The sequence below is a fragment of the Bacillus sp. m3-13 genome (assembly GCF_000175075.1).
Classification (GTDB): Bacteria; Bacillota; Bacilli; order Bacillales; family Bacillaceae_I; genus Sutcliffiella_A; species Sutcliffiella_A horikoshii_C.
This window is the reverse complement of record NZ_ACPC01000050.1, coordinates 139305-158193: the sequence shown is the minus strand read 5'-3', so window position 1 is coordinate 158193 and position 18889 is coordinate 139305. Positions and strand designations below refer to the sequence as shown.

The following is an 18889-nucleotide window of genomic DNA, read 5'->3' as shown; positions in this document are numbered from 1 at the left end:
AATTCACAACTAAAAAAACCTGTACTCCATATGGAATACAGGTCCTTTTTCAATCTTTCACAAATATCAACTTATACAGTTGAATCAGCACCAGCGGCATAAGTGCCAGACCATAGACATAGCCGAACTGGGCAGAAGTTAGTGTGGCAACTTCAAAAATCCCCTTTAAAGGATCAACCAGCAGAACAAGCTGCAGGAGCGCGATGCCAATGAGGACTGCCCCTATCAAATAGAGGTTTGAAAACAATCCAACTTTGAATATCGACTGTCTGGAACGTGCGTTGAAGCCATGAAACAACCGTGCAAGACATAGTGTGGAAAAAGCCATGGTACTGGCTGTCAGCGGGTCGTCCATGGTTAGTCCGATATGAAAAGCAATCAGGGTAGCCACGGCAATCAGGAATCCTTCACTAAGGAGCCGGGCTGCAAACACTTTATTGAGAAGCGGGGTTTCCACATCCCTCGGTTTTTCATTCATCACTTTTTTATTATGAGGTTCAAGTCCAATTGCAATCGCCGGTAGGCTATCTGTGAGCAAGTTGATGAATAGCAGATGCACTGGCGCAAATGGAACAGGCAATCCGCCTATAGCAGCATATAAAACAGATAGAATTCCTGCGGTGTTACCGGCAAGCAGGAACCGGATGGAATTTTTGATGTTGGCATAGATGCTTCTTCCGTTGGCAATCGCCTTAACGATGGTGGAAAAATTATCATCTGTCAAGACCATGGAAGAGGCATCCTTGGCCACTTCCGTTCCTGTGATTCCCATGGCGATTCCAATGTTCGCCTGTTTCAATGCAGGACCATCGTTGACTCCGTCGCCGGTCATTGCAACGATATTCCCTTTTTCCTGCCAGGCTCGGACAATTCGTATTTTATGCTCTGGAGATACTCGTGCATAGACGGAAATGTCCTCCACCATGCTTTTTAAGTCCTCGTCATTTATCTTTTCAAGCTCAAATCCTTCGACCGCTTTATCGCCATCTCTGAAAATCCCGATTTCCTTTGCTATCGCAGAAGCAGTTATTTTATGGTCTCCTGTGATCATCACAGGTTTGATGCCTGCTGAAATGCATTGTTCGACCGCTTCCTTAGACTCCGCACGGGGAGGGTCCATCATGGCAGTCAATCCGACAAATATTAAGTCATGTTCATCCTCAGTCGAGATATTCTCATAATTCTCCACCTCTTTATAAGCAAAGGCCAGAACACGCAATCCGCTTTCCGAAAAGGAATGATTCACTTCCTCGATTTTCTTTCTGTCCTCTTCTGAAAAATTAGATAGGCCATCTGAAGTTTCTTTTTTTACTACCCTATCTAATAAAACATCAACGGCACCCTTAGTGATCAGTACCTGTTTGGAATCTAGGGTTTGGACAGTACTCATCAGCTTTCTGTCAGAATCAAATGGGACTTCCTTCAGTCTAGGGTAGGATCTTCTGGTTTTTATTTCGTCCAATTCATATATTTTTTCCCCAAAATCCACCAAGGCAATCTCGGTGGGATCTCCAATCTCCTTATCCTTGGTGGTCTCTGCATCGTTACACAAAAGCTGCATAAGAAGGAATTTTTCATGCAGCTTCTTGTCCAGCCTCAATTTGTCATGCTCATGGATTTCTGAATCCAGAAACACTTTCTGCACGGTCATTTTATTTTGTGTCAGGGTACCGGTCTTATCTGAGCAAATGACTGAGATGCTTCCGAGGCTTTCTACTGCATGAAGCTTTCGAATGATGGCATTTTCCTTTGCCATCTTTTGTGTGCCAAACGCAAGCACGATTGTCACGATGGAGCTTAAAGCTTCCGGTATGGCCGCGACTGCCAAGGCAACGGCAAACATGAAGGAGTCAATCAATGTCCGTCCCCGAATGATATCAATCACAAAAATGAGAACAGCAATGATAATAATAGCCACGGCAAGCTTCTTTCCGAAATTATCAAGATTCATCTGAAGCGGCGTTTTCTTTTCTTTAGCACTTTCCATCAAGTTGGCGATTTTACCGATTTCCGTTTTCTCTCCGATTTCTGTAACCACAATGACAGCTCTTCCATATGTAACAAAACTCCCGGAGAATACTATATTCGTCTTATCGCCAATGGAAACATCGTCCTCATTAATCGGATCAAGGGTCTTAAGTACACTGATGGATTCACCGGTCAAGGAGCTTTCATTTACCTGAAGGCTGTGGGCTTCGATGATTCTGCCATCCGCACTTATGTAATCTCCTGCATCCAGGTAGAGTATATCTCCCACCACGACTTCCTTGGATGGTATTTCAATTTTATCTCCATTTCTTAAAACTTTGGCAGTGGGCGAGGACAGGCTTTTCAGGCTCTTTAGCGATTGCTCCGCCTTTACATGCTGAACGGTTCCAAGAATGGCATTGATGATAACCACCACTACGATTACGATGGTGCTTTCAAATTTTCCTAAAAAGGCAGATAATAAAGCTGCTACAATAAGAATAATGACAAGAAAATCCTTGAACTGTTCCAAAAAGACCTGAAAAGTGCTTTTTCGCTGTTCTTCTCCAAGTTCATTAAAACCATACTGCTCCTGTCTTTTTTTCACTTCCGAATCAGTAAGGCCATCCTTTGTAACCTCAATAGACTTCATCACTTCTTCAAAGGGTAACTTATAGAATTTATCCATATATAGCTCCTTTCTTTTACAGATTTATACTGTCTATACCCGCACTTTATTCACTACATACTATTCCTAAAAAAATACTGTTATACACATATGAAAATGGTGGGAAACCACCAAGTGCTAAAAACCGTCCACCCCGAATACCATACTAAAGTGTCAAAAACCAACACCCATGGAGGACCACCATGACAAAACCAACCATGAAAAAACTCCTGTGCTTCCTGGCAATCTTATCCCTTTTAACACTCTCAGCCTGCAGCGCCGACCCCGTCCAAGAGGACCTGATGACCTACGTAAACGAGGACCTGATGAGCATCTTTGAACTCGAAGCAGAAGCAGTTGACTCCTACTCCAGCGTCTCCGGCAACAACTACACCGACGACTGGACCATGTACGAAACAATGGAAACCGTCACCATACCCGCCTACACCGAATTCATTGAAAAACTTGAAAACATCCGACCCGAAACAAAAGAAGTACGCGCAGTCCACGAAATCTACATCGACGCCAGCAACACCCAATTCCGAGCCATGAAAATGATCCTGATCGCACTCGAACTCCAAAGCTACGACAAGATCCTAGAAGCTAACGAACTCCTCGACGAAGGCCGCACCAAACTCCGTCAATTCCAAGACGAACTAGAAGAACTAATGGAAGAGCACGAAGTCGAATGGGAAGAGGAAATCCTCTAAAAACCCACCCAAAAAGGTCTGGAGCGCCCGATATACGGAAGCGCTCCAAACCATATCGCCTGGCGATACACTCAATCCCCGCTTTGAAAAGAAAAAATCTTTCAACAAGAACAATAAATCCACATAACCAGAAGAATCTATCTAACTAAATCGAAAGAATAATAAAATTAACAATTTCCACCAGTAATTCACCTCTTTAAAACTAAAAACCCATTGTACTAATACACACCGAAAACGATACCTCGAAAATTGTAGATTTCTATTCCAAAACAAACAGTTGACTAGCAACCGCCCTTATATCATAATCTAATTATTAGAATTATTATAAAATTCTGTCTTAATACAGAATAAAACACACAACAAAGGGGAGGGATATTCGACAACAAAAAATAAAGCGCTTACAAAAAGGAGACGAGCACATCATGCTATTATTCTATCTATTCCTAATCATCACCGTCACCAGCATCTTTCTAGCAATCAAAAAACAAAAACCAATCCTACTGACAGTCCCAATAGCAACCCTAATCACCTACGCCGTCGTGGAAATCGCCCTAGTACCGGCACCCTTCCTCGACACCATCAAATTCATCTTCAGCCTAAGATAACGATACGAACGATTCTTTTAAAAAATTTTAACCCAAAAGGGGTCAGACCCCCGCAGGAATTTCGTCACTCACGTCGAAACTCCACACCCCAAAAAACAAAAGGAGGCTAAACCTTGAGAAAAATCGAAAAGTCCGTTGCTGATGCTTATTTCAGAGAGAAGAATAAATTTATCTTAATCTACTTAGCTATCTGGCTTGGTGTTTCGTTTGGCATTGTCCTGTTTGCCGAGTCCTTGCAATTTACCATTTTCGGAGGTTTCCCATTCCACTACTATATGGGAGCGCAAGGCTCTGTTATCACATTCATCATCCTATTATTCGTCAACGCCAAAGTCAGCGACAAAATTGACGCCAAGTATGGCATCGACGAAAAGGCCAACGAAGTCCTAAGCGCAGGCAAAACACTAGATCACTAACTCGACAAACCAGCCCAATCGAACCCAACTCACACCTAGAAGCCCACATAAACCAAACCAATTCTATACCCGAAATTCTCACATCCAAGAATCTCACACACCATGAATCTCACAACAAAAAAGCACTTATAAAAAGAAATCACACTAAACCCAAAGGGGGCCAAACGTTTGGATAATCAGTTTCTCGTCTCACTCACACTAATCCTGATCACATTCGGACTATATATCGGAATCGCCATCTACAACAAAGCACGCCAAACCTCCGACTTCTACGTAGCAGGCCGCGGCGTTCCACCGATCTTCAACGGAATGGCCATCGGCGCAGACTGGATGAGTGCAGCGTCATTCATCGGAATGGCCGGAACCATTATGCTACTGGGATACGACGGACTAGCATACATAATGGGTTGGACAGGCGGTTACCTGCTCCTGACCTTCCTGTTGGCACCACAACTTAGAAAATACGGCCGCTACACCGTACCGGAATTCATCGGCGACCGTTTTAACAGTCACACCGCACGCGTCATCGCAGCCATCTGTACCATCATCATCAGTTTCACCTACTCCATCGGACAGCTTTCCGGCTCCGGAGTGGTAATCGGCCGCTTACTGGAAGTGGACGCAAGAGTCGGGACCATGATTGGGGTAGTCCTGATCGCATTCTACGCGGCATTCGGCGGAATGAAAGGGATCACTTGGACACAAGTAGCACAGTACATCATCCTCATCATCGCATACTTGGTCCCTGTTATTTTTATGTCCCTCCAACTAACCAACAACCCATTGCCATGGCTATCCTACGGTAACATTGTCAGCCAGCTTGGGGAACTAGACCGAGAACTCGGCGTATCGGAATATTTCGCACCATTCACCAACGGCACCAAATGGCAGTTCCTAGCCCTCATGTTCACTCTGATGGCCGGAACAGCAGGCCTGCCACACGTTATCGTACGTTTCTACACCGTTTCCACAATGAAAGCTGCTCGCTGGTCAGGCGCCTGGGCACTACTTTTCATCGGCCTATTATACCTGTCAGCACCGGCATATGCAGCTTTCTCACGCTTCATCCTAATGAAACAAGTAGCAGGAAGCCCGATCGACCAGCTTCCGGCATGGACACAATCATGGGTCAATACAGGGAAACTGCAAGTTGCTGACACAAACGGTGACGGAACCCTCCAATGGAGCGAGCTTATCATCGCAAATGATATCGTCGTTATGGCCACGCCGGAAATCGCCAACCTTGGCGTGTTCGTTATTGGACTCGTAGCGGCAGGCGCTATGGCCGCTGCACTATCGACAGCAGGCGGACTGATGATCGCCATCTCGTCCTCATTCGCGCATGATATCTACTACCGTGTCATGAGACCGAATGCAACCGATAAAAACCGCCTCATGGTCGGCCGAGTTACCATCGTCACCGCAACCGTTCTGGCCGGTCTTGTAGCGCTTAACCCACCAGGGGCCATCACGCAGATCGTTGCATGGGCATTCGCGCTCGCATCCGGTACCTTCTTCCCGGCACTCCTTCTTGGAGTATGGTGGAAACGTGCGAACGCACCAGGGGTCATCGCTGGAATGCTCGTAGGACTTGCCGTCACTCTATCCTATATTTTCGCGGCAAAATACGGCGGCTTCACCATCCTAGGAATCATCGATACAGGTGCAGGGGTCTTTGGAGCAGCATCAGCGATCATCACGATCATCGTCGTATCTCTTAGAACAAAAGCACCATCACAAAAACTTCAAGACGAAGTAGTCGACCTTCGTTATCCAGAACAAATGTCGTATAAAGATGGAAACGTCTGGATCGACAAATAAACCAAATAGCAGGGAGGAGCAGCGTCCAACCACGTTGCTCCTCTTTCCTGCAAAAAAGGAGCCGCTAACATGAAGCACATCCTAACAAAAAACCTCACACAAACGGAAGCCACAAACCTTCTAAACCAATGCCACACCCATCACTACAACCAAGACGAAATCATCTTTCATGCCACAGACAACCGTGAAGGCATCTTTCTTGTGCTCTCCGGAATGGCTGAAGTCTATATCCCATCCGAAAAATCACGTGAAGAAGTGCTCGAAATTATCAAGCCGAACGAACTGATTGGCCTGTCCAACATCCATCACTTTCTTGCTACCCACTTCCCGCAAAACCAACAAAAAGACCCTAAGAAACCCCTGTACCCGGACCAGGTCTCAAACTTCAAATCTCAACCAAATCCATCTCTCATTCAAGTCCGTGCCATCGACGACCTAGAAGCACTCTACATCCCCTATGCTGTGCTAAAAGATAGATGGGCAGAGCCTGACGTTCGCGACTACATTCTTGACCAGGTTAGTTCCAGACTGCACGACGTTTACCATTCCCTTGCCGAACAAATTAACATGAATTCCTCCATCGATCCAACAAGCGATCCCACCATTCTAAGGGTCCAAGACATCATGCTACCGAAAACGACAGTCATTCAAGCCAAACCAACCGACACCATCCAATCCGTCGCAGAAAATTTGTCCCAACATACCAAGAAAACCGCCGCCGTCATTCTAAACAACAATAAAATCCAAGGCATCGTCACAATGCACGACTTCGTCAATCGCGTCATCACTAGAGGCATAAACACCCAAGATCAAATCCAAACCATCATGACAGAAAAACCAATCACCGTCCCGAGAACTGCCTATTACTATGAAGCGCTCACCGCCATGCTTCTAAACGGAATCAAACATCTGCCAGTCACCACCGAAAATAACCAGTTGGCAGGACTCGTCACCATGACAGACCTGCTTCAAGCCAAGCAACCAACCGGTATTCATCAAAACACAGAAGCGCTTAAAAACATCAACAAGGAGAAACTCCCACAAGTCAAAAAAGAACTTTATGCAACCCTCAACACCATGCTTCAACAACAAGTCCCGATCCTTCACACCTTAGAAGTCATGAACACCTTATACGACCAGCTGATTCACCGGTGTATCGAGCTTTCCATAAGAGAAATGCCAACCGATCCACCGACGAAATTCTGTTTCTACCTCATGGGCAGCGGAGCAAGGAAAGAACAGTTCCTTCTTACTGACCAAGATCATTTCCTGGTCTACGAGGGCGATACACAGGAGAACTCAAACAATCATATCGACCATATCGCCACCCGATACTTCGCAGATTTAGCAGAAAAAATCGTCGCAAACCTAGAACTTGCCGGTTACAAACGATGCAATGGCGATATGATGGCATCCAATCCAATCTGGCGCGGCACACTCCAACAATGGGAGTCCCGCATCCATGAATGGACCCTAAAGGCCACCAATGACCGCTTGCTCTTAGCCCAAAACTTTTTCTCATATCGCCACATCTTCGGCGACGAAAACCTACACCAACAGTTCCAACAAACCATAATCAACTCCCTAGACCGAGCAAAAATCTTTCTATTCCGCTTATCCCAACTGGAAAGGGAAAATCCAATCCCAACCTTGGAACAACCACTCAGATCCATATTCCGCCGCAACAAAAAACAACTAGATCTGAAAAAAGAAGTTCTGTTCCCTTACCATCACAGCCTGCAGATACTCGCACTCATGCACGGCATCACATACGGAACGCCAATCGAAAAACTAGACCAGCTGTACGAAAAAAAGATCCTCTCAGAAAACTTTCAAAAGGATCTCAAAGCATCAATCAGTACCATCCTAAACTATTACGTCCGCAACAGATACAAGCAACATCAAAACGGAGAAGAGCTCACATCAACCTTAACGCTGACAACACTCTCCACCCGCGAAAAGGAAGAGCTAATGTTAAGCATCCGTCTTATTAAAGAACTACAAAACCACATGCTTTCCTACTATTAAAAGAGGAGCCCAGCATACGAAAAGGAGGTACCTACAAAATATGTTCTCATTCGCAAAAAAGCATTATTTCCCGAGCAATTTAGCAGAAAACATCCCGCTTTCCACACCTGTCGACAAACTCGAATTCACCGTATTCGATACCGAAACAACAGGTTTCAACGTGGCCAGGGATGACAGACTAATAGAACTTGGCGCCGTGAAAATAAAGAACCTCCAAGTCATCGACAACAGCGCCTATCAAACATACATTAACCCAAATCGACAAATTCCTCGGGAAATTATCGAGCTAACTAGCATCACACAAGAACAAACAGACGAAGCACCACAAGCACTTGAAGCCATCACCAAACTGACCAACATGGCCAACCAAACATCTGTCTGCTATGTCGGGCACTACTTAGCATTTGATATGCAGGCGATACAAGCAGAACTAAAACGCAACAATCTAAAATGGAAAAACCCTAAATCCCTTGATACACTGGACCTTATCGGCTATATCGCCCCTAGCTACGACATGAGAGATCTGGAGAAGTACGCCAGGGATTTTGGCACGAGAATTTACCAGCGCCATTCTGCCCTCGGGGATGCACTCACTACTGCCTATCTATTCACTGAATTGCTCCAACTAAGCCAAGATAGAGGTTTAAAAACATGGGGCGACTTACTGAAAATTAAAGGAAGCCAAAATTAAGTTTAATGTCTCCCTATTTTAAAGAAATTTAACCTCACACAAAAATCAAATTAATTCCCAAGCTCCCACCAACATGCTATAATGTTCTCTATAAAGAACAAAAGAGTTTCGCAACCTGAACTTAAAAGGAGCCGCAAATCCCATGCCAAAGGCAAAAACCCAACAACTCCACCTTATCCAGCTACTTCGCGCAGTCGCCATCCTTTTCGTCATGTTAGGTCATCTCAACGGACTTCTTTACAAAAGATATGCCCAGGACTGGTTCGGCATGGGCGAATGGGGGAGAACAGGCGGGGTGGACATGTTTTTTGTCATTAGTGGGTTCATGATTGCTTATTTATACAAGCACAAAATAGGGGAGTCCGGACAAGCTGGCATCTTTCTCCAAAAACGCATTACACGGATAATCCCGTATTATTGGCTCACAACCTTTGGAGTACTTTCCGTTCTGCTCATCTTTCCATACTTTGGCGAACAACTCAGTCTTTCATATCTGATTAAATCCATGTTTCTCCTATCAGATGATCCGATACTGACAGTCGCATGGTCCTTGACTCACATTTTTTTCTTCTATTTTATGTTCACCTTGCTATTGTTCAGGCCAACTATAGGCAGGCTGGCCATCGCAATATATCTTACAGTTATCATCACGAGTTACTTCATCGACTTCTTTCCAGAAAATATGCTGGCTGCCACCCTGCTGAATGTCAGCAATCTGACCATATGGCTCGGTGCGTTCGTGGCATTTTTCCTAACAACTTCACGCGTCAAAGTAAACAGCCTAATAGGAGGAGCCTTGACCGTCATAGGAATCGCGGGGTTCCTGTTTCTCTGGACCAACAACACCATTCGGTTCCTATATATAGAACAAGGAACTATTCGACCACTTCTATACGGCATCAGCTCATGCTTTCTTGTGGCCGGCTTAGCATCCATTGACCTCTACCAAAAAACTATAGTCAATAAACTACTCGACTATATCGGAAAAGCATCATTCTCAATCTTCTTAACACACAGCTTGTTTCTCATGCTATTTATCATCCTTTTAATTGAAAACGTAAAAATACAAGAGGTCATCGGTTGGGACCTCACCATGATAGTAATCCTTCTGCTGACCACGATTGGCGGGCTACTGGCTTACCAATTTGTTGAGAAACCATTGAACAAACGATTGAACTCCCTGTTGAACCGCAATAAAATGCACCATCATCTAGCAGTACCAGCAAAAAAAAATTCATGAAATAAAAAAAGGGGACGTTCCCAAAGGACCGCCCCCTAATCCATCAACCTATCTATATCGACAGTTCCTTCCCCTTCATATACCGCAAACCAACCCCAACAGCAACACCCGAAACAACTACCATCACACCTACCGCCACCAATGAGAAAAGCACGGGGATTCCAAACAAATCTACCGTCTTAAAAAAGTCAAAAAGTCTAATACCGGCGCGTCAGCACTTTCATCGCCGCCTCACTGCCCCGGATGATCTCCTCGACCAACTCAAATTCCTCCGCCAACCCTTATCACCTCACCTATTAAGACGAAACAGTTTCAAAAAAGACTTAAACAAAATAAAAAACCCGTCCTTATAGAACGGGTCCCACAAAACTCAGATATCAAATTCCAACCGGTCCCTAACTCCCGGCCAATCGGAATCCGCCAGCCACACCATCACCTTATGATGGCCAGGCTGCAGATTCTTCAACGGGATATCAAAACTCAATTCTTGCCCGGCCCCCACCATAATCTCCTCATAAATCATCGTGAACATTTTGCCTTCTGAAAACTGCTCAACCCGAGCACCATCTCGATACAAGATATAATCATATCGCTGGCCGCTACGGAAGGTAACTTTTTCACTGGACCCACCAGTATTTTCTACGACAAAATGCAACATCACTGAATTCGGACCACTTTCTGAATAGGTCAACTTGGCTTCTAAACTCATCAACAACACTCCAATCCTATACAAATACTTATATAAAATATTCGACAGAATGAATGCTATACCTTTAATGATGATTTATTTATAGATTAAAAGGTTGAACTCAAAGGTTACCAAGGGAAACACTTAACAGTTGTTTCGTTTCCACATCCATACGGAAGAACAGTTTGTAAGTTTCATCAATAGAGTAGTAGAGGATGTAAAAGCCATCAAACTCGCTGATTTCTTCGGATTCTGGCTCACCCATAATGCTTTTAATTTCATCGGGTGTCAGTGGATCAGTATTATTGGCAACTAAAGCTACGACAGGTCCGCTTTCGGAAATCGCATCAATTCCATAAGTGAGTGAATCGTGCATTCTCATACTTGCTCCAGCATCCATATAAACTTTGTTTGCTTCACCGACCTCCTGAACAATTGTTCCGTAGTCGGTCCCCAATGCATAAGTGTTCTGGCTGAGTTTCCCTTGCTTAACCAGTTCAGAAAAGTCTGTTCCAATCGTTAATTTTTCAGTAATCACAAAGTTTGATTCAAAGCTAATGGCAGCACCATGCCATGCTGAGCAACCAGAAGTTTGTTCGGTTTCAATGCGGTTTCCTTCTCTATGTAATGTCAGTATACAACCGTATTCATCTTCAGCAGAACGCGCAACATTTCCATCCTTAATTGCATATACTTCCTCCAAGGAAGCAACATGTGTCGTGGATACATTGATATTAAAATAAAAACCTTCATCTGTTTCATCATAAATAGACAATTGTCCATATACGCCTGCTGGAGCATCTATCGCCCATTTCCCAGCCCATCCCATTGAAGGATTCGCAAGTTCAGTATCAACAGATTCTTCTTCAACCGGTTCTGCAACCGCAGCAGTTTCCTTTTCTTCCACGGCATCTTCCTGGTCCGTAACCTCTCCTGCCTCAACTGATTCTGTAGCAGTTACCGTTTGGTTATCTAACTTACCAGCCTCTTTTTCTACTTCAACAGCGCCGCACGCACTCATTAACAGCACGAGTACCAATAGCGGCAATGTAAAACGTTTCATATGTATGACCCCCTAAAAAATTTCAACAGAGGAAAAATTGTGTTATTTTCAAAAAAATACAAACAAAAGCCTTGTCCCTCTTGACATTGTTGGCATAAACAACCAACCAAGCTAATAAACTGATACAAACCAAACATACAAAGAGAGTGTTTGAGGTGAGGGATCGTAGATTGTCTCGAAGAATTACACCAGCCATCCTACTTATGTTTCATATACAACTATAAAAATAAGCACTTCGTTACATCGAAATAAGCGGGTCTCATTTCACACTTCTCAACATCCACAATTTAGGGAGGGCGAGTGGTGTGCACGATTACATCAAAGAGAGAACTATCAAGATTGGAAAGTATATCGTGGAGACGAAGAAGACAGTTCGCGTGATAGCGAAAGAATTTGGCGTTTCCAAAAGTACTGTCCACAAGGACTTGACCGAACGACTGCCAGAGATCAACCCAGACTTAGCAAACGAAGTCAAAACAATCCTTGATTACCATAAATCCATCAGGCATTTACGGGGCGGCGAAGCAACCAAGATGAAGTACAAGAAAGAAGAAGAAGCCGTAAAATAAACAGGAGATACCAGGGCGAAGGAGATGCTCTGGTATTTTTGGTTTTTGTGTGCGTGGAGGGATTGCGAAGGGGAGGAGATCTATTGGAGCGAGGGTAGGTGTTCAAACTCTTAATCACCATCTCCAATTATAAAGACCTTTGCACGAGGAAAATGCAATGCAAGAGAGCTTTAGGCTGCTTCTAAAGACCTCTAGATCAGGAAAACCAAGTTCCAAAAGTCTTTATACTGCTTCTAAAGACCTCTCACGCCCGAAACCCCAGTCCGAGAAGTCTTTATACCGCTTCTAAAGCCCTCCCACGCCCGAAAACTCACTACCATAAGTCTTTATTCCGCCCCTCAAGCACTCTCAACACCAAAAATCCAACCACAAAAGTCTTTATACTCACCCGTCCACTCCTCCCTCCAACATCCCACAACTCCTTTCGACAAAATACTCAAAAAAATGACACCAAACTACTGTTAAATTTCACCTTTATTTAGTAAAATGTGATAGAATATACAATTAGGACTAAAGATAGTGTTCAAAATTAGCAATGGCAACTAAACAATCAAAGAACATTCAGATAAAAGTCATAAATAAAGCAATGACGCAAGGAGGAAAACAGAAAGATGTTTGCAAGAGATATCGGAATTGACCTGGGTACGGCGAACGTACTCATCCACGTAAAAGGAAAAGGGATCGTACTGAACGAGCCTTCTGTAGTAGCACTTGACACGAACACAGGCAAAGTATTGGCAGTAGGAGAAGAAGCCCGCAAGATGGTAGGTCGTACACCTGGAAACATCGTCGCAATGCGTCCGCTAAAAGACGGTGTTATCGCAGACTTCGAAGTAACAGAAGCAATGCTCAAACACTTCATCAAAAAACTAAACGTAAAAGGCTTCCTTTCTAAACCGCGCATCCTGATTTGCTGCCCGACAAACATCACGTCTGTTGAGCAAAAAGCAATCAGAGAAGCGGCAGAAAAGAGCGGCGGCAAGAAAATTTACTTAGAAGAAGAGCCAAAAGTAGCAGCAATCGGAGCGGGCATGGACATCTTCCAACCTAGTGGAAACATGGTTGTCGACATCGGTGGCGGAACAACAGACGTTGCAGTCCTTTCCATGGGCGACATCGTAACTGCTTCTTCCATTAAAATGGCCGGGGACAAGTTCGACGCAGAAATCCTTCAACACATCAAAAAGAAATACAAGCTTCTAATCGGTGAGCGAACAGCGGAAAACATCAAGATTGAAATCGCAACCGTCTTCCCTGGCGGCCGCAACGAATCCATCGACATTCGCGGACGCGACATGGTAAGCGGACTTCCGCAAACGATTACTGTCACATCCACTGAAATCGAAGAAGCACTACGCGAATCCGTCCAAGTAATCGTTCAAGCGGCAAAAAGCGTCCTAGAACGCACGCCACCTGAACTATCCGCAGACATAATCGACCGCGGCGTCATCCTGACAGGCGGAGGAGCACTCCTGCACGGAATGGACCAACTCCTAGCAGAAGAATTAAAAGTACCAGTACTAGTAGCAGAACAACCAATGGACTGCGTAGCAATCGGCACAGGCATCATGCTCGACCACATCGACCGCCTTCCATCCAAAAGCTTCGCCTAACACAAAACAAAACAACCACCAAAGGAGCACCCCCCAAGGGCAGCTCCTTTTTTAAATGCACTAACTTAAATTTAAAGCAACAACACTTAGGGGTCTGTCCCCCAAAAAAGAAACCCCAAAAATAATTAAATCCCCCTCGCGGGGGACTGACCCCGCCCTCAAGCTCTCCAAACTTCTAAACCAACCCTTCTACCATTTACCGGTTTACACCCCCAAGAATCTCCGTTATCATAGTCCATGGCTAACAACCAACAAAACCAATGTTCGTCTTCACACTAGACGTTCTATATAAAGGAGTGACACCATGTCATCCAATAACCAACCATTAACAGCTACAAAAAAACGGTTTCGTACCGAAATAGAAGGATTGCGTGCTGTCGCGGCATTACTAGTCGCAATTTATCACATATGGCTCGGCAACGTCTCTGGGGGTGTCGATGTATTTTTTGTCGTCTCTGGTTTCCTTATCACCACTTCTTTACTAGGAAGAGTTCAAAGGGAAGGGAAAATAGACATAATAGACTTCATCTTAGGCCTTGCAAAGCGATTGTTTCCAGCAGCCTTCTTTGTGCTGCTTGTCGTGACAGTAGCAAGCATGCTCTGGCTGCCACAAGTTCAATGGGCACAGACGCTCCAGGAAATCTTTGCATCTGCTTTCTATTATCAAAACTGGCAGCTGGCCTTTAACGCAGTTGATTATTTGGCGCAAAACAACGAAGCAAGCCCGGTCCAACATTTCTGGGCGATGTCCATTCAAGGGCAATTCTATTTGCTCTGGCCAACTGTTGTATTCGGACTGGCACTACTCATGCGCAAACTATTCAATTGGAAATTTAAAGCGACACTTATCACAGTATTACTTACTGTTTTCACAGTGTCCCTAACTTATTCCATCTATCTAACATCCACCAACCAAGCATTTGCCTACTTCCACACATTCACACGTGTATGGGAGTTCGCACTTGGAGGTATAGTTGCAGTACTCGGTTCGCAGGTTGTTTTGCGTAAGTCCGTCAGCTTTATCATCGGCTGGATTGGGTTAGTCGCAATCGTTATGTGTGGAATCATCCTACAAGTATCAACCGTATTCCCAGGGTACGCCGCACTATGGCCGACCCTTGCTGCCATCTTCATCATCTTGGCCGGCAACAACGGAGGTACATTTGGAGTCCATAGATTCCTAAGCCTAAAGCCATTAGCAAAACTCGGCAATCTTTCTTATGCCCTTTACCTATGGCACTGGCCAATCTTGGTCTTTTATTTCATTATTGCAGACAAAGAGACAGTTCCATTGCTAGATGGATTAATCATTATCTTTGCGTCAATAACCTTGTCATACATTACAACCAACCTAATTGAAAAACCGATTCGTTCCATGAAAAAAGAAAGCCCAAAATGGAAGCGCGGGTCGGTAGTTATTGCTTGTATGGTGCCGGTTGTGTTAACGGCGTCACTTTGGGCCAATCAAATCGGGAAGGCAGAAGCGGAACTTGCCAACCTTGTTGAGAATGAAGAATACCCAGGTGCTCTTGAGGCGTTTTCCAATAATGTCGTGGAAGATGTCCCTGTCTTGCCAACACCACTGCAGGCACAGAACGATCTTCCAAAGGTCTATGAGGACGAGTGTCATCAGTCATTAGAGGACTCGGAAGTAATAGCCTGTGAATATGGAGAAACAGATAACCCTGAATATACAGTGGCTCTTGTTGGTGGATCTCATTCAGCACAATGGCTGCCTGCACTGGAGGAATTTGCCCAAGAAGAGAAGATTAAGGTCATCAATTACACGAAAAGTGCTTGTCGTTTTACTGGTGAAGAAGTGAATGCAAGTACATCGGAATCTTGTTATGAGTGGAACAAGGAATTGATTCAGACACTTGTATCAACTAAACCGGATTTAGTATTTACGACGGCTGATGTTGGTCGTAAGGCGGAGGTGCCAGAAGGATTTGTTCAGCAGTGGGTAACACTTAATGAAGCAAACATTCCTGTCTTCGCACTAAGAGACAATGCTTGGTTTGAATTCAATGTGCCGTCTTGTGTGGAGGAAAAGGGAGAGGATTCCTTAGAATGTGCGCAAGAGAGGGAAAAGGCACTGCCTTCTGAGAGTCCGTTCAGTAAATTAGAGTCCGTACCAGCTAATGTAAACTATGTGGATTTGACGGATTACTTGTGTGATGAGGACTATTGCAAACCGGTTAAAGGAAATGTACTGGTCTATAGAGATAAACACCACATTACAGCAACATATGCTAAGACGATGGCTCCAATCCTGAAAAAAGAACTCTTCGCTGTGTTGAATAAATAATTTAGAGTCTACCCAGTCTACCCTGAATTCTACCCACGCATGTTAGAAATCCTCCACGAAGGGTATAGAAAGAATACATCACAAAACCGTGGAGGTGCATCTGAACATGTACCAAAGAATTTTGAGGCAATGGCATTCTTACAGAGTGAGTTATCATGAAATATTGATTGACGATTGTTTGGATGAAACAATACGAAAGAATTTAATTAATAAACGCAACTACCATAGACAAAAACTGAATGAAATGCAGGAATTAAGCCCCTACCAGTAATGGAAACGGGCTTTTTTTCTTGCAGTTTATAAGATATTCCTAAAAAAATCCAATAATCATAAAATTACATATATCGACAAACTCTTATTTGTACTATAATAGATATTAGAAAAATCTGTACGTTATAAAATTTGAGGTGAAGTCGAGTGTTACGTGGATTCTATACTGCAACAGCGGGGATGATTTCTCAGCAACGTCGCATGGAAATGATGTCGAACAATCTGTCTAATGCAAATACGCCTGGTTATAAAGCGGACCAAGGATCATTAAGATCTTTTCCTGATATGCTCTTACAACGAATGGAGCAAGCAAGCGGTACGAATACATTCAGTCCTATGTCAAATCCGAATGATCCGGTACGACTTAGTACAGGTGTGTACCTACAAGAAACAAAGCCTAAGCATACACAGGGGGATTTGCGTCCGACTGGAAATGATACAGATCTTGCAATCCTAAATCAAAACCTTCCCGAGAATGCATCGGTTTATTTCACGGTGGAGCAGGTGGATGGGACACCGCGATATACGAGGAACGGGAATTTCTCTATTGATCCTGAAGGTTATTTAACGACAAACAGCGGTCTTTATGTGCTAGATGAAAATGATAACCGAATTCAGATAAGATCACGCTCTATGTTTGTTCAACAAGACGGCACAATCCTAGAAGGCGATATTCGAAATACTCGCCTTGGAATTGCGCTTGCCAATAACCCAGATGAGTTGGTGAGAGAGGGAAATGGGCTGTACCGAACCGCAGAAAACGTTCCTCTTCTTCAAAATGCAGCAGGAGCGCCTGGAGTGAACTATTCCATTTCTCAAGGTCATATTGAACGCTCTAATGTGGACACCGCCCAAGCAATGAGTGATATGACAGCCGCCTACAGAGCATTTGAAGCCAATCAGAAGGTAATTCAAGCGTATGATATGAGCATGCAAAAAGCAGCAAATGAAATTGGCCGCATTAACTAAAAAGCCCTTAACGGAGGGAGAAAATAAATGAACAGAATCATGCTGAATGCTACTAATACAATGAATCAGTTACAAAAACAACTGGATTTAATCTCACACAATGTGGCGAATGTAGATACAGTCGGATATAAGCAAAGAAGTGCTTCCTTTCAAGAGCTGCTTGCCCAACAATCAAATAACCAGCCATTAGCACAATATGATAATCAAACGGCCCGTCAATCTGAGCTAGGCATTCGAGTTGGCTCTGGGTCAGGATTAAGTAAAACACAGCTTCATTTAACGCAAGGACCTATGAAAGCGACGGATCGTATGTTAGACTTTGCACTGACTAAAGAAAATCAGTTCTTTACTGTTCAAGTCACGGAAAATGGGCAAACTAGTACACAATTTACACGAAATGGTGTATTCTATTTGTCGCCGGTCAATAATGCCGAAGTGATGCTTGTTACTTCCGAAGGGCATCCTGTGCTGGATAGTGACGAGCAGCCAATCATCCTGCCGGAAAATGTGAAAGAAGTCAAACTTCAGGAAAGTGGCATTTTATCTGCCGTTATGACAGATGGACAAGCCATTGCACGTGAGCTTGGAGTTGCAGAAGTGATTAGACCGCAGATGCTTGAGGCAAGACCAGGTTCTCTATATGCACTTCCTCCAGAGAATGTTGCTAATCAAGAATCGGTGGTAGGATTCTTACAAGGTGGAGCACGTCAAGATATACGTATGCAGCAAGGAATGCTCGAGCAGTCCAATGTTGACCTTGCTTCAGAAATGACGGAAATGACGTTAATGCAACGTTCTTATCAATTCAATGCTAAATCTGTCCAGTTTGCAGACCAGATGATGGGACTTGTAAACGGATTGAAATCATAATCGTTTAGGAAATCCAAGAAAAAGGAGAGGTTGCGCAATGGAGCAAGAAACAGGCAAAAAGAGCTTATCAAGGGAAGAGTTGCGCAAAGCTCAGAAAAATAAAGAAAGTCAGCAAGAAGAAGTAAGTGCAACAAAAGGTGAACGACCGAAAAAATATAAGTTTAGAATCCGACTTATACCTATATGGTTACGTCTAATCATCCTAGTTATTGTAATGGTAGTGGCAATCGTTGCAGGTGCCATGTTTGGCTACGGCGTCCTTGGTGGCGGCAACCCAATGGATGTATTGAACAAAGAAACGTGGCAACATATTCTCGATCTCGTTAACAAAGAATAAGGGAGTCCTATAAAGGACTTCCTATTTTTTATGCCTTCCTATATAATTGTAAGTAA

16 protein-coding genes are annotated in these 18889 nt (G+C 44.0%); 13 read left to right on the top strand and 3 right to left on the bottom strand.

Features of this window, described 5'->3' with window-relative positions; translation table 11 throughout:
• Window positions 1-49 precede the first annotated feature (49 nt).
• On the bottom strand, window positions 50-2656 hold the full coding sequence (locus M313_RS0121975; protein ID WP_010200332.1) for a calcium-translocating P-type ATPase, PMCA-type: 2607 nt from the start codon (window positions 2654-2656) through the stop codon (window positions 50-52).
• A 182-nt stretch (window positions 2657-2838) separates the two neighbouring features.
• Between M313_RS0121975 and M313_RS0121970 the strand changes: the two genes are divergently transcribed.
• The 7 genes from M313_RS0121970 (at window position 2839) to M313_RS0121940 (ending at window position 10146) form a co-directional block, all read left to right on the top strand.
• On the top strand, window positions 2839-3345 hold the full coding sequence (locus tag M313_RS0121970; RefSeq protein ID WP_010200328.1) for a hypothetical protein: 507 nt from the start codon (window positions 2839-2841) through the stop codon (window positions 3343-3345).
• Window positions 3346-3767: 422 nt separating this feature from the next.
• On the top strand, window positions 3768-3950 hold the full coding sequence (locus M313_RS0121965) for a hypothetical protein (protein WP_010200325.1): 183 nt from the start codon (window positions 3768-3770) through the stop codon (window positions 3948-3950).
• A 113-nt stretch (window positions 3951-4063) separates the two neighbouring features.
• Window positions 4064-4366: a DUF4212 domain-containing protein gene (locus M313_RS0121960; RefSeq protein WP_010200322.1), complete on the top strand. Its 303-nt coding sequence runs from the start codon at window positions 4064-4066 to the stop codon at window positions 4364-4366.
• 168 nt (window positions 4367-4534) lie between these two features.
• A complete protein-coding gene (locus M313_RS0121955) occupies window positions 4535-6187 on the top strand; it encodes a sodium:solute symporter family protein (protein WP_010200319.1) in 1653 nt (550 codons plus the stop codon).
• 69 nt (window positions 6188-6256) lie between these two features.
• Window positions 6257-8215 (top strand): DUF294 nucleotidyltransferase-like domain-containing protein, encoded by a 1959-nt coding sequence (locus M313_RS0121950; RefSeq protein ID WP_010200316.1) that lies wholly within the window; start codon window positions 6257-6259, stop codon window positions 8213-8215.
• Between the two features lie 40 nt (window positions 8216-8255).
• On the top strand, window positions 8256-8906 hold the full coding sequence (locus tag M313_RS0121945) for a 3'-5' exonuclease (protein ID WP_010200313.1): 651 nt from the start codon (window positions 8256-8258) through the stop codon (window positions 8904-8906).
• 142 nt (window positions 8907-9048) lie between these two features.
• Window positions 9049-10146 (top strand): acyltransferase family protein, encoded by a 1098-nt coding sequence (locus M313_RS0121940; RefSeq protein WP_010200307.1) that lies wholly within the window; start codon window positions 9049-9051, stop codon window positions 10144-10146.
• Between the two features lie 370 nt (window positions 10147-10516).
• Here M313_RS0121940 and M313_RS24390 read toward each other — a convergent pair whose 3' ends face one another.
• On the bottom strand, window positions 10517-10855 hold the full coding sequence (locus M313_RS24390) for a BsuPI-related putative proteinase inhibitor (RefSeq protein WP_010200306.1): 339 nt from the start codon (window positions 10853-10855) through the stop codon (window positions 10517-10519).
• A gap of 100 nt (window positions 10856-10955) precedes the next feature.
• Entirely contained in the window at window positions 10956-11897 is a 942-nt protein-coding gene (locus M313_RS0121930) for a DUF4309 domain-containing protein (RefSeq protein WP_010200305.1), read from the bottom strand.
• A 305-nt stretch (window positions 11898-12202) separates the two neighbouring features.
• Between M313_RS0121930 and spoIIID the strand changes: the two genes are divergently transcribed.
• The 6 genes from spoIIID (at window position 12203) to M313_RS0121900 (ending at window position 18833) form a co-directional block, all read left to right on the top strand.
• Complete coding sequence (gene spoIIID, locus M313_RS0121925) at window positions 12203-12466, top strand: sporulation transcriptional regulator SpoIIID (RefSeq protein WP_010200304.1); 264 nt, start codon at window positions 12203-12205, stop codon at window positions 12464-12466.
• 611 nt (window positions 12467-13077) lie between these two features.
• The gene (locus tag M313_RS0121920; protein WP_010200303.1) at window positions 13078-14079 is read left to right on the top strand and encodes a rod shape-determining protein; all 1002 of its coding nucleotides are present in this window, start codon (window positions 13078-13080) and stop codon (window positions 14077-14079) included.
• 304 nt (window positions 14080-14383) lie between these two features.
• The gene (locus tag M313_RS0121915) at window positions 14384-16387 is read left to right on the top strand and encodes an acyltransferase family protein (RefSeq protein ID WP_010200302.1); all 2004 of its coding nucleotides are present in this window, start codon (window positions 14384-14386) and stop codon (window positions 16385-16387) included.
• Between the two features lie 417 nt (window positions 16388-16804).
• The gene (locus tag M313_RS0121910; RefSeq protein ID WP_010200297.1) at window positions 16805-17626 is read left to right on the top strand and encodes a flagellar hook-basal body protein; all 822 of its coding nucleotides are present in this window, start codon (window positions 16805-16807) and stop codon (window positions 17624-17626) included.
• A gap of 27 nt (window positions 17627-17653) precedes the next feature.
• Window positions 17654-18496 carry a flagellar hook-basal body protein gene (locus M313_RS0121905; RefSeq protein WP_010200295.1) on the top strand — a complete coding sequence of 281 codons (843 nt, stop codon included), beginning with the start codon at window positions 17654-17656 and terminating at the stop codon, window positions 18494-18496.
• A gap of 37 nt (window positions 18497-18533) precedes the next feature.
• Window positions 18534-18833 (top strand): DNA-directed RNA polymerase subunit beta, encoded by a 300-nt coding sequence (locus tag M313_RS0121900; RefSeq protein WP_010200292.1) that lies wholly within the window; start codon window positions 18534-18536, stop codon window positions 18831-18833.
• Window positions 18834-18889 lie beyond the last annotated feature (56 nt).